The sequence below is a fragment of the Chitinophaga cymbidii genome (assembly GCF_007992715.1).
GTDB classification, from domain to species: Bacteria; Bacteroidota; Bacteroidia; order Chitinophagales; family Chitinophagaceae; genus Chitinophaga; species Chitinophaga cymbidii.
On record NZ_BKAU01000006.1, the window covers coordinates 251,005 to 263,756 of the forward strand.

The window sequence follows — 12,752 nt, forward strand, 5'->3', positions numbered from 1 at the left end:
TCACGCCCGGGCTTTTGATCGCTTATATGGATTGCTCGAAGATCGATTTCACTTTGAATTGCTGCGCATGCTGGTCGTACCACGCCAGCTCCGGATCATGCCTGAACTGCATGTCCAGCAGTTCGTGGAAGCGTTTGTGCTCCGGGAAGGCTTTCTTCAGGTTGGCAATGGTCAGCGGATGCATTTCTCCATCCGCATGCGTGCTGAAGTAATACTTCGTTTCCTTGATGCGGCCCTTGCCTTTGGAGACTTCCACATCACGGCTGTACACATGAAAATACTGATGGTCCAGGATGCGGTACGCATGATTGTTGATGAACCGGTAATCGCGCTGCTTTTCATCGCGGTAACCGAATACTTCGCTTTTGTTCAGCAGCAGCGTTTCACCGGGCGTATTCACTTTTACTTTGGAATAGCGTAACGGAATATGCGCGTTGATGTGATGCTCCGTGTAACTGAGCTTCGCATTTTCAAAATCTTTGGCGCTCAGATATACACCGCTTTGCGCAAAAGCCTGAAAGCCGGAAAGGGTAAGCGATATCACCGAAAGGGAGAGAATCAGTCGTTTCATATGTTATCGTTTTGGTGTACAGCAAATTTACAAATTGGCGGAAAGAGACAGCTGATAAATATCAGGCAGGTTGTTAATGTTTTTCTAAAAAACTACAGCACATAGTACGCCCGGTTGTCTATTGGCTCCGTTTCCACTTCGGGCAGCTGTGTTTCTTCAAGCATCTGCAGCAGGTCGTTTTCTACTTTCCGGGCGATGCTGGTCATGGGTGTATCCGTAGGTTTGTTCTCGAAAGGATCCTGCAGGTTGATCGCCATTTTTTCTATCAGCAGAAAGGAAGCCGAAATAGCCGCCACCAGCGGCACTTCCACAATACCCAGGGAGTCGATCAGCGCGAAGGGCAGCAGCAGGATGAAGAAGATCACGGCAAAGTGCGTATAAAGGCTGTAGGTAGCCGGGAATATCGTGTTCTTGATCCTTTCACATTTTCCCATCGAATCGCACAGGCGCGTGAGCGTGCGGTCCAGCTCCACCTGCTGATACGGGTTGATCCATTCCTGCTGCAGCGCGTATTTCAGATCGCGGCTGTGCATCTGCAGCAGTCCGGCCGGAACGTTATCGAATTTGGCGGCATAGTTCAGCTCCCGGCGGGAGAGCAGCCGGTCCAGTCCTTTTAACGGTTCTTTTTTCCTGAGCGATTGCCCGAGGGCGTAATTCCATGCTATTTGTCTTTTAACGAACTGGTCCCGGAAATGCCTGGTCTCCTCTGATTCATTGGCGTGGTCCATCATGGATGTCAGCTGCCGCGTGAGCGTGCGTGAGTCGTTCACGATTGCGCCCCAAATGGTGCGGGCTTCCCACCAGCGGTCGTACGCCTGGTTGGAGCGGAATGCCAGCAATAACGAAAGCACGGTACCGAGCACCATCGGCACGCTCAGCGGAATGGAAATATTTTTCAGGCCATACTGATAATACAGCATGTTGATGACCAAAGTGTAAATCGTTACAGCCAGTATTTCGTATTTGATCTTGCCGAATATATATTTCAGCGGAATCCCTTTCTTCAGTAACATCGCCAATAGTTTTAATTAAGAGAACACGTTCAGTGAGGTACCACCAGCAGCTCCGATATGGAGGTGCTGGCGGTGATCACCTGTTTGGGCGCCGTCATTTTCAACGGGCTTACCGGCAGCCTGCACTTTGAAAACAGCCGTTGGGGGTTGTAGCTTTCCGTGCAGGGCAATTGGTAATAAAAACCTTCCGGCAGCGCTATTTCACTGATCTCGTGCGCCTTCAGGAAATTGCGCAGGGCGGGCGCGGTGGTGCCGTAAAAAAACTCCACTTGCAGGGAGTTGATCACCGTCGCATATTTATTTTTCATCACTTCACATGCCTCCCGGAACTCGTTGCTCACCAGCGCATGGTGACGGGTGGATTTGGAGAACACCCAGAAGTCGAGTATCGAATCCGGCAGCCGGAGCGCATGCATCAGCGTAATGTTCAGCATATCGTTGTGATTCTCTGCCAGGTTGTGCAGGTAACTTAAAGAGCGAATGGAAAGATCTGTGGGTACCAGAATATTTTTCATGAGCAGTATTATTTTACAACAAAGCTAGAGCGGTGGTGTTAAGATGCGGTAAGCGCGGCGTTAGAGTATTGTTGCCAAATGGTAAGAATGTAGCGGGAGGGAGGTTAGAATCCGGTAAGAGAATGCCGCGATCTGCTGTTTTCCGGCCCGCAGACCTTAAATTTGAACAGATCATATGAGAATATTATTAATAGAAGATGAACCCGCTGTGGTATCTGTTATCTCCCGGGGATTAACGGAGTCCGGGTACGAAGTGAGTGTTGCACCGGACGGCCTGTTGGGGCTGGACATGGCGCGGAACAATGATTTCGGCATGATCATCATGGATGTGATGCTGCCGGGAAAGAACGGCATCGAGCTGTGCCGGCAGTTGCGTTCCGAAGATATGAAAGTGCCCATCCTGATGCTGACGGCGCTCGGCACCACGGAGAACGTGGTGATGGGGCTGGACAGCGGGGCGGACGATTATCTTACTAAGCCATTCAAATTCCAGGAGCTGGAAGCGCGCATCCGTTCCCTGATGAGAAGGCAGGCGCCCGCTTTCAACGGACAGGCAGTGGCAGCGCCCGGCGTATTGCGGCTGGCGGAGCTGGAGCTGAATACAGACACCAAGCAGGCAGGCCGGAACGGCCGGAACATCATGCTCACCGCCACCGAATACCGGCTGCTGGAATACCTGTTGCGCAATCCCCGCAAGGTACTGTCAAGAGTAGAAATACTGGAACATGTCTGGGGAATTGATTTTAACATGAACACGAAGGTGGTGGACGTGTACGTCAATTATCTCCGTAAAAAGATAAACAGGAATAACGAGCCGGAGCTGATCCATACCGTGGTAGGGCATGGCTATATGTTAAAGGAAACACTGACGGATGAAAATCAGTAACAAGATCATGCTGCTCTTCGCCCTGTTGACAGTATCGATCATCACGGGGATGAGCTTCTTCGTGTATTACATGGCCAACCAGCATTCTTTTGAAGACTTTTACAAGCGCCTGGAAATACGCGCCTACCTGACCGCGCACGCTACTTTTCCGCCAGTGGGCACGGACACGCTGGCTTACAATTATATCCGCGACCGCCACCTGGAAAAGCTGCCTTCAGAGAAAGAATATATTCTCCCCGTCAGGCAAATGGACGATGTGCGCCCGCATCCCGAACTCGGTTTGCCGCTGCAGTTTTACCAGGAGGTGATCCGCAATGGCAAGGAAACCTTCCGCAGCGGCGAACGCTTTTATGAAGGGATTTTGTATACGCATACAGACGGCAATTACATCGTCATCGTTTCCGCCGTGAATGAATACAGGGCGCAGTACATCGCGGAACTGCGGCGCATCCTCATTATCTGCTTTATCATTGCGGCCGGGGTGGTCATAGGGGCGGGACTTTTCTTTACCCACTACATCCTCCGGCCCATTCACCGCATTATGAACCAGGTGAAGAACATCAGTTCCGGCAACCTGCATATGCGGGTGGAATCGCACTCCGGCGGGGACGAAGTGAGCGAACTGGCCGGCACTTTCAATAACATGCTGGACCGGCTGGAGACGGCTTTTGAAACACAGAACAATTTTGTGAGCAACGCATCTCACGAACTCGGCACCCCACTGACGGCCATCATCGGCGAAGCCGAACTGGCCTTGAGCAAGGAACGCGACTGTAACAGCTACCAGGCATCCATCCGGAGCATGCTGCGGGAAGCTGAACGCCTGGAACACATTACCCGCAGCCTGCTGCATCTTGCACAGACCGGCTTCGACGGAAAGAAGCAAAGCTGGGGCAGCGTACGGACGGATGAATTGCTTTTCTCCGTCAAGCATATGATAGACCGCATCACTCCGGGCAATAAAGTGGAGATCGACTACAGCCTTTTCCCCGAAGAAGAAGAAAAGATGAGCATCCCCGGAAATTTCCAGCTGCTGGAACTGGCCCTGAGCAATATTATCAGCAATGCTGTAAAATATTCCAGCAACAGCCCCGTATCCGTTGCGCTGGCCGCCACTAATTCAAAGAATATCATCATTGTGCGGGACCACGGCATCGGGATACCGGAAGAGGATCTGCCCTATATCTTTTCCCCGTTCTTCCGCGCATCCAACACCAAACCCTTCAAAGGATACGGCATCGGCCTGCCGCTGACCAACAACATCATCCGGATGCACAAAGGCGAGATCATTGTGAACAGCCGCATGAACGAAGGCACGGAGATCAGGGTAGAGCTGCCTTCATCCTGACCCTACCGGACGAAATAGTCGATAAAGGCCCTGGCGAAAGCGGATGCCTGCACCTTTTTGTTCAGGCTTCTCCGGAAAGGATTGATCATAGGCAGCGGCCGCATGATGTGGTAGAACGGACGGCTGAGGTCCTGAGAGTTCGCCAGGATGATGAAAGTGAGGTCCTTTTCCGGGATTTTGAGGAACAAGGCCGAATAGCCCGTCCACCAACCGGTGTGCCAGAACATCTTCATGCCTTTGTATTGGCTGACGAACCAGCCATATCCATACTGGACCTTTTTACCTTTAGGCGTTACAAACGGCGTCAAAACCTGCCGCCAGGTAGCGTCTTTGAGAAACTTTCCTTCATCGATGGCATTGGAATAAACTGCGAGATCGGACACGGTGCTCATAAGTCCGGCAGCCGGCCCGAAGCCATAGGTAAACTGTACGGGCACGATCTGTTTATCCCGCCAGTCGTACGGCCTGGCAACGTTTTTCAGGAAAGCCGTTTTATCATACCCGCTCAGGCTGAAAGCCGCACTGTCGTCAGTGCTCGGTACAGTGCGCCGTAAATGCAGCGGACGAATGATATTTTCATATAGCAATTCCCCGAACGTTCGTCCGGACGTCTTTTCGATCGCGTTACCCAGTTCATTGTACCAGGCCCCGTTGTACCGGAAACTGTAGCCCGGCTTAAAACCGTTGAAGCTATGGCCGCTGGCCGTATGCGTGAGCAGGTGCGTCAGCTTTATCCGCTCGTCGCTGCCCCAGCGGGCGCCAAGGTTGATGCCGTATTTCGAAATAGGATCATCCAGGCTCAGTTTACCATCCTCCACCAGCTGCATCAGGATAATGGAGCCAAAGGTTTTGGTAACGGAAGCTACCTGGTACACCGTATTTTCATCAGGTGGGATTTTTTGTTCCACGTTGGCATATCCAAGGCCGGCTTTCCAGATCATCTTCCGCTGATGCACGACGCCAATGGAAAGCCCGGGAATATGATAACGCTGGCGCAGGGATTCCATTTTTTGGGCGAAGCCGGCTGTATCCATTTCCTGGGCGAACAAATACTGTGCAGGTAAAAAGACGGCAAACAATGTAAAGATCCATTTCATATGTTTGGTTTCATTTACTGCAAAACTGCATCGTTTGTGCTGTTCCATCTATTCAAATCAGGATTTGAATGCTATACATGAGCAATATGACCGGCATTTCCGGATAAAAAAAATCCTTCAGCTTCCTGAAGGATCAAATATTATGGATGGATATAATGAATATTGAACTATCGGCCGGCGGGAATAAACTCTTTGGGAAAAACAGAGTTGGCCAGTACTGCTCTTGCGGCTTCTGCCTTTTTAACGAAGTAAGCTTCGTTAGAGAAATCTTTTAAAGATTTGCAGACTTTAACCTTGCTTTTTTTAAGGTTGCCTGCTTTCGTTTTTCTGAAAATTTTTGAAAGCATAAATCACCTCCTTTTTTTACACTCCAAATGTAAGACTATTTTCTGATAATCATGAACGCTTCAAAATTTATTCCCGGTTCAAATTTGGTCCAGTTACCTTTTGAAAGACCAAACACCCAGAACAACTGCTCTATGTCATGCAGATGCGCATTCATCGCCATCTGGTATAACCTCGTTTTCACCGGTGTATTTCCCTGTGCATAGATCGGCATCTTGCCATGAATATCTGTATACTCAACAATCGTAGATGCGATAGTGGCGAGCACCTTGTCTCTGTCCTGATTATTGGAGAGAATGGAATCATCTACTTTCTCAATATCTTCATCCCAATCACCAAATCCAAGATTGATGACCGGCCTGCCGTCAGGGAAAGGAAATACTTCCTGGTAGTTAACGATCTTCCTGATCGAGCCGCGTGGACCGTTGCTTTGAAACATAAAGCTGGCAAAGGTTTGGTCTGCCAGATACTCGTATTTGTCGAGATGCATTTTCGAAAAGAATTAGGTTACAAACAATGCGGTAATTTACATGCATTTTGTAATCGTTCCAAAAAAATGTATCTTTTTCATGCTTGAAAACAAATCCTGTACGCTATGAAATTCACAGTCGCTTGCGCAATATTATTTTTATTATTTACTGCATGCATGCAGCGGAAAGAAAACCCTTCGCTTGAAAGGATTTATAGTTTGTATGATCAGGAAAAATATGAAGAAGCGCTGCAACAGATCAACATCCTGATAGCTGCTCATAATGACAGTGCCTTGTTCTACAATTTGCGGGGCAACATACAGAAGATGATGGGAAATATGGATGAAGCCCTGATCAATTTTGATAAGGCTGTCGCACTTCAGCCAACCAATCATTTCTATTACAGCACACGCGCCAACTATTTTTACGACCTTCAAAAGCCTGATGAATGTATCCGCGATATTAACCGGGCGATCGCGTACGCCCGGGAGGATTCTGTTAAATATAGCGATATCGTAAGGAGAGGAACCGCTAAAGCCATGAAAAGAGATTTCCAGGGAGCGTATGAAGACTTCATGGTGGGGCTGGCGTTTGACTCGACCAATATAGCTATCCTCACAGCTACCGGCACTGTTTTAAACGATCTGAACCGGAAGGAGGAGGCCATCAGCTACCTGGAAAAAGCTGTCCTGCAGGCTCCCCGTGAAATTGCCGCGATCGGCAACCTGGGCTTCACGCATATGGAAGCCGGGAATTATGAGAAAGCCATCAGCCTGTTTAACCGGGTGCTGGAAATTGCACCGGAAGACCCGTTTGCTTTCAATAACCGGGGATTTGCACGCTACAAGCAACATGATCTCGAAGGCGCCATGAAAGACATACAACGGTCCATCAAGCTAAAGGCCGATAATTCGTACGCCTTCAGAAACCGGGCGCTTGTATACATTGCCAGAAAGGATATGGACAGCGCCTGCCGTGACTTGCAGCGCGCAATAGATCTCGGTTTCAGTCAGATGTATGGCGATGAGGTGGAGCAGTTAAAAAGTCAGTATTGTGAAGAGAAGTAGGAGGAGAAAAGACATGCGGATACATATGCGAACATTATAATATTACCCTTTCCCCGGTTGGCAGGTAAATAATTTTTTTTAACTTTTGTAAGTATTTCAACCCGATTACCTGTCCTAATAAGGGGACATGACAGAAACCAGTAAGCATATAAAGGAGTTGCAACTGCAAATTGCACGTTACGAAAATGAGCAGGCCTTCGCGGACCTGTTCAGGCTGCTGTATGACCGTCTGCTCCGCTTTTGCATCCAGTATGTGCAGTCCCCCGAAGCGGCGGAGGAGATCGTTTCCGATGTTTTCGTAAAGATATGGAACCGCCGCACCGCGCTGCTGGAGGTGGATAACCTCGAAGTATACCTGTTCGTGGCGGTCAAAAATCACTCCCTGAACTACCTCGAACAATATTCCCCGCTTCGCATTATACCGGTCGATACCGGCCTTGCCCAGCTGAGCACCGCCATGGACCCGGAAAAGGAAATGGAATGGAAGGAAATGCTGATGAAGCTGGACCTGGAGGTGAACCGCCTGCCGGACCAGTGCAGAAAAGTATTCCGGCTCATCAAGGAAGAAGGTTTCAAATACCGGGACGTAGCGGCCATCCTGAATATCTCTCCCCGGACCGTGGAAACACAGCTTTTCCGCGCCATCCGCCGGCTGAATGAAGCCATCGGGCATTACCGCCCCGGCAGATCGAAGACCGGGAAACTGAATCCGCCTTTCCTGCTGCTGATCTCGGTGCTGCCTTTTCTGCTTTAGCCTTCTGCGCGGCGATTGAAAAAAAAATTCCCCTCCTTGTAAGTAATTCCCTTTTTTCTGCTGTCCTTCTTATACAACGGCTCAATATTTATAATGGTCAACGAAGAACAATTCATCATACTGGCTGCCCGGAAACTGGCGGGACAAGCGACAGCAGCGGAGCTGCAGGAGCTGGACGGCATGTTGCAGCAGCATGAAGACCTTCAGGGCCGTTATCTTATCCTGCAGCAATATTTCCGGGAATCTACCCTGCATACCTCTGCCGATACCGAGCAGGCCCTGCACCGCACCCTGCAGAAGATACGCCAACCCCAACGCCTGCGCGCAAGCCGCTGGAAATGGATGGCTGCTGCGGCGGTCATAGCGGGGATCGCATTTGCCGTGACCGTAGTGTGGCCGAAAAAAAACCGTTCCGCGAGGATAACGGCCCAAACCGGTAACGACACCATGCAATGGCTCAAACGCCAGAACGGAAAGGCCACCCGCGCCGTGATTGAGCTGGCGGACGGCAGCAAGATCTGGCTGAATGCGGACAGCAAGCTGACCTACCCGGAAGTATTCGGTAAAACAAGCCGTGAAGTATACCTGAACGGAGAAGCCTTCTTCAATGTGGCCGGCAGCGCCGACCGCCCCTTCATCGTGCATCTCGCAAAGGGAATGGTGAAAGTGCTCGGCACTTCCTTCAACGTACGGGCATACGACAACGAACCTGTACAAACCTCTGTAACGACCGGCAAAGTGGCTTTCATCCCGAAATATGAGAACGGCGACCAGCGGTCGGACACGTTCTACATTACGCCGGATGAGAAGGTCATTTACCGGCCCACGGGCAATCATGACAATATTATAAAAGAAGCGACCTCCGGAGAAGATGATAAAGCCTGGACAGAAGGGCGGCTCGTTTTCAGGGACGTATCCCTCGAAGACATTTGCCGCGAACTGGAAAGGACCTTCGGAAAGAAAGTGACCTTTCACTCAGATAAACCACGTCAGTACCGGATGACCGGATCATTTCAAAACAACAACCTTCAGGAAATCATGTATTACCTGGCAAAATCAAAATCGTTCAAGTACACAATCACTGACAGCCTCCTGCTGATCAGTGAGTAACAACGCGGCTAGTATTTAAAAAATCAATTTGCAAAACGTTCAAACGTTATGAAAGAAAGACCATTACAATTGATGGGCCCTTTCCGTTTGTTGTCCATTTCCCTGATCTTTTGCCTGACATTGCTCGGCATGCTGGATCTCAGGGCGCAGCAGGCCTATGCTGCGGGTATGCGCCGCATGGCGCCGGAACAACAGGCAAAGGACACCAAAAGATCGCTCGAAAACCGCATCAGCCTTCTTGTAAAAGATGAAAAGCTGGTGAATGTGCTCGAAAGGATCGAACAGCAGACACGGTACGTGTTTGTATATTCCAATGACGAGATCAGCGCGTCGCAAAAGGTTTCACTGAATGTAAGGGATAAGAAACTGGAGGAGATACTGGAGATGATCCTGTCTCCCCTGGACATCCGGTTTGAGCTAATCAACAACAAGATCATCCTGAAACAGGGAAACGTGCCCGCCGCCGTATATTCACAGCAGGAGAACGTGACCATTAATGGTCGGGTAGTGAGTGATAACGGTGAAGGCATTCCGGGAGTAAACGTTCGCCTGCAAAGTGCCCCCAGCATCGGCACTGTCACCAATGAAGAAGGGAATTTCGTACTGCGCATACCGGCGGACAAGGCCAACGACACCCTTCTCTGCACCTCCGTGGGATTTGAGCCCGCGCGTGTTGCGATCAACGGCCGCACCAGCATCACCATCCTGCTCGGCGCCGATTCAAGGGAACTGAGCGAAGTGGTGATCACGGCGTACGGCTCCCAGAAAAAGGGACAGGTAACCGCGGCTATCAGCACCATTTCAACGAAAGATATCGAAAGCAGGCCGGTCGCCAATATGTTCCAGGCGCTGCAAGGCACGGCGCCCAACCTTACCCTGCAACAAGGTACGGCGGAGCCCGGCGCCGCGTTGACGCTGAACATCCGCGGCGTGGGAAGCCTCACCGGCAACGCCCCCCTCATCATCATAGACGGAATACAGGCCAGCAATGAAGGGCTGCAAAACCTGAACCCCTACGATGTGGAAAGCATCTCCGTACTGAAAGACGCCGCATCCTCCGCTATCTACGGCTCCCAGGCCGCCAACGGCGTGATCTATATCACTACCAAAAAAGGGAAGAAAGACGAGAAACCCTCGGTGCAGTACAACGGCATGTACGGCTGGCAGATGCCCACCGCCTTGCCCCGCCAGATGGAAGGGTGGGAGTACATGACCCTCAAGAACGAAGCACTCGTGAACTCCGGCAAAACGCCGCAGTACTCACCGGAAGATATCAGCTACTGGCACGAACGCGGTTCGGAACCGGCTTACCTTCGCGAAATGCTCCGCAAGTTCACGCCGCAGCAGAACCACAACATCAGCCTCACCGGTGGCGGCAAAAGCAGCAGCTACCTGCTTTCACTGGGATATGTGAACCAGGGCAACATGCTGGAAAATAAATACCTGACCAATGCGGACTTCAACTACAAACGCTACAATGCCCGCCTGAACATGTCTGTAGAGGTGAGCAAATACGTACGGGTGGATGTGAACATGTCCTACACCAAATTATATTTCAACCGGCAGAATGCTGACATCGGCATCCTCATGCGCGACGCCATGCGTACCCCGCGGATCTACCCGGTGAAAGACTCCCTCGGTAATTTCGTAGTGCCCGCGCTGAACAGCAACAACGTCATCGCGCAGCTGGAATACCAGGGCTTCAACAAACGGGAGCGGGACAACCTGCTCGGCGGCCTGAACGTAGCCATCACGCCGGTGAAAAATTTCACCATCAACCTGAACGCATCCGGCACCTACACCATCACCGGCGACAAGGTGCGGACCAACAAATACAGCTACGCGCCTTACTATACCACCGCCAATCCGCCCATCAATAACGTGATGTACCAGTCCGAATACAAAGACATGGCCACCAACGTATATGCCACGGCGGAATATGAAAATACGTTCGGTAAACATTATGTAAAAGGACAGGTAGGTGTGAGAAGCGACGCGCTCAACCAGCATTACGGCATCGAAGCCAGGCGCCACGGCGTAACCAACCTGGATGATGACTGGAGCATCGGCGGCGGTTATATCCCGAAGCCGGACGGTACACTGGATTATGCCACCATCGGTGAATACAACAACCTCGTGAACCCGGAGCTGCACGCCCTGAACTCTCTTTTCGGCAGGGTGAACTACGTGTACAACGATAAATACCTCGCGGAATTCACCTGGCGCTACGACGGCTCTTCCAAACTGGCGCCCGGCCACCGCTGGCAGTTCTTCCCCGCCTTCTCCCTCGGATGGCGCGTGACGGACGAAGACTTCCTGCAAGGCTTCCGGGACCGCTTCGGCAATGTGAAGTTCCGTTATTCATGGGGACAGGTGGGCAACTCCAACATCGGCGGATTCAACTACCTCGCCAGGGTGAACCTCAACCCGAACAAGTATCCGTTCAACAACACCGCCAATCCCGGCGCCGACTTCACCGCTTACAACGAGTTCCTGGAATGGGAGATCTCCACCATGAGCAACTACGGTATTGATGCGGATTTCTTCAATAATAAGCTGCAGGTCTCCTTCGACTACTTTAACAAACGCACCACCGGCATTTACCTGTCACAGGTAGTGCCCGGCACCGCGGGCATCGGCTCCAGCCTGCAGAACGTAGGCGAAGTGGAGAACCAGGGCTGGGAACTGGCGGTATCTTACCGCGCAAAGACCGGTCCCGTGAACCACACCGTAGGCGCGAACCTTTCCGATAACCTGAACAGGGTTGTTAAATTCGGACAGGAATCCATCCGCGGCGCGGACTACACGTATATCATCCGCGAAGGCTTCCCCATCGCGTCCTATTTCGGCTATAAATCCAACGGTCTTTATCAGAACCTGGACGATATCAAGAATGCGCCGAAAGTGCCTTTTGCCTACAACCAGCAGGTACAGCCCGGTGATATCAGGTATATCGACAGAAATGAAGACGGCGTGATTGATGCGGACGACCGTTTCATCTTCGGCAACCCGTTCCCGCGCTACACCTTCGGTGTTACGTATAACGCTACCTGGCGCAATTTCGATTTCACCATGTTCTGGCAGGGTGTTGGCAAACGCTCACAGTTCCTGCGTGGCGACATTGTGGAGGCGTTCCACAACAACGAAGACCACGCCTTTGTGCAGCACCTCGACCGCTGGACGCCCACCAATCCCGGCGCCAGCTATCCCCGCCTCACCATCGGTACCGCCAATGCGAACAACTTTGCTTATTCAGATTACTGGATGTTCGATACAAAATACCTGCGCCTGAAGAACCTGCAGGTGGGGTATACATTGCCTAAATCCGTAACGGGCCTCGTGAACCTGCAAAGCCTGCGCGTGTACTTCACCAGCCAGAACCTGCTGACCTTCACGCCGCGCCGCTTCGCGGAACTGGGCGTAGATCCGGAGTTCACGCAGTATGACGACAAGCTCGGATTTTCCAATTACAACGCCATCGCAGGCCGTAACTATCCCAATGCAGCCACGTTTGCATTCGGACTGGATATCAAATTCTGATAAACAAGTGATTTATGAAGCCGGCATGATGAAATA

The 12,752-nt window shown here is 51.2% G+C and carries 12 protein-coding genes; 6 read left to right on the forward strand and 6 right to left on the reverse strand.

What is annotated here, in order from left to right:
- Positions 1 to 22: 22 nt before the first annotated feature.
- The 3 genes from CCY01nite_RS23635 to CCY01nite_RS23645 all read right to left on the reverse strand — a co-directional run bounded on the left by CCY01nite_RS23635 (position 23) and on the right by CCY01nite_RS23645 (position 2,099).
- Complete coding sequence (locus tag CCY01nite_RS23635) at positions 23 to 571, reverse strand: hypothetical protein (RefSeq protein WP_146866945.1); 549 nt, start codon at positions 569 to 571, stop codon at positions 23 to 25.
- A 92-nt stretch (positions 572 to 663) separates the two neighbouring features.
- Positions 664 to 1,584 (reverse strand): bestrophin family protein, encoded by a 921-nt coding sequence (locus CCY01nite_RS23640; RefSeq protein ID WP_146866947.1) that lies wholly within the window; start codon positions 1,582 to 1,584, stop codon positions 664 to 666.
- A gap of 29 nt (positions 1,585 to 1,613) precedes the next feature.
- Entirely contained in the window at positions 1,614 to 2,099 is a 486-nt protein-coding gene (locus tag CCY01nite_RS23645; RefSeq protein ID WP_146866949.1) for a putative universal stress family protein, read from the reverse strand.
- Between the two features lie 175 nt (positions 2,100 to 2,274).
- Here CCY01nite_RS23645 and CCY01nite_RS23650 point away from each other — a divergent pair, with 175 nt between their 5' ends.
- Both CCY01nite_RS23650 and CCY01nite_RS23655 read left to right on the forward strand, forming a co-directional pair.
- The gene (locus CCY01nite_RS23650; RefSeq protein WP_146866951.1) at positions 2,275 to 2,985 is read left to right on the forward strand and encodes a response regulator transcription factor; all 711 of its coding nucleotides are present in this window, start codon (positions 2,275 to 2,277) and stop codon (positions 2,983 to 2,985) included.
- Complete coding sequence (locus CCY01nite_RS23655; RefSeq protein WP_146866953.1) at positions 2,972 to 4,333, forward strand: sensor histidine kinase; 1,362 nt, start codon at positions 2,972 to 2,974, stop codon at positions 4,331 to 4,333. The genes CCY01nite_RS23650 and CCY01nite_RS23655 overlap by 14 nt, the downstream gene beginning before the upstream one ends.
- 2 nt (positions 4,334 to 4,335) lie before the next feature.
- Here CCY01nite_RS23655 and CCY01nite_RS23660 read toward each other — a convergent pair whose 3' ends face one another.
- From CCY01nite_RS23660 to CCY01nite_RS23670, 3 genes are all read right to left on the reverse strand, one after another.
- On the reverse strand, positions 4,336 to 5,430 hold the full coding sequence (locus tag CCY01nite_RS23660) for a serine hydrolase domain-containing protein (RefSeq protein ID WP_186831225.1): 1,095 nt from the start codon (positions 5,428 to 5,430) through the stop codon (positions 4,336 to 4,338).
- 167 nt (positions 5,431 to 5,597) lie between these two features.
- Positions 5,598 to 5,777 (reverse strand): hypothetical protein, encoded by a 180-nt coding sequence (locus tag CCY01nite_RS23665; RefSeq protein WP_146866957.1) that lies wholly within the window; start codon positions 5,775 to 5,777, stop codon positions 5,598 to 5,600.
- 35 nt (positions 5,778 to 5,812) lie between these two features.
- Entirely contained in the window at positions 5,813 to 6,265 is a 453-nt protein-coding gene (locus CCY01nite_RS23670) for a DUF6934 family protein (RefSeq protein ID WP_146866959.1), read from the reverse strand.
- A 156-nt stretch (positions 6,266 to 6,421) separates the two neighbouring features.
- Here CCY01nite_RS23670 and CCY01nite_RS23675 point away from each other — a divergent pair, with 156 nt between their 5' ends.
- The 4 genes from CCY01nite_RS23675 (at position 6,422) to CCY01nite_RS23690 (ending at position 12,716) form a co-directional block, all read left to right on the forward strand.
- A complete protein-coding gene (locus CCY01nite_RS23675; RefSeq protein ID WP_186831226.1) occupies positions 6,422 to 7,312 on the forward strand; it encodes a tetratricopeptide repeat protein in 891 nt (296 codons plus the stop codon).
- 127 nt (positions 7,313 to 7,439) lie between these two features.
- Positions 7,440 to 8,066: an RNA polymerase sigma-70 factor gene (locus tag CCY01nite_RS23680; protein ID WP_146866963.1), complete on the forward strand. Its 627-nt coding sequence runs from the start codon at positions 7,440 to 7,442 to the stop codon at positions 8,064 to 8,066.
- Between the two features lie 93 nt (positions 8,067 to 8,159).
- Positions 8,160 to 9,176 carry a FecR family protein gene (locus CCY01nite_RS23685; protein WP_146866964.1) on the forward strand — a complete coding sequence of 339 codons (1,017 nt, stop codon included), beginning with the start codon at positions 8,160 to 8,162 and terminating at the stop codon, positions 9,174 to 9,176.
- Between the two features lie 48 nt (positions 9,177 to 9,224).
- Entirely contained in the window at positions 9,225 to 12,716 is a 3,492-nt protein-coding gene (locus CCY01nite_RS23690) for a TonB-dependent receptor (protein ID WP_146866966.1), read from the forward strand.
- Positions 12,717 to 12,752: the final 36 nt, after the last annotated feature.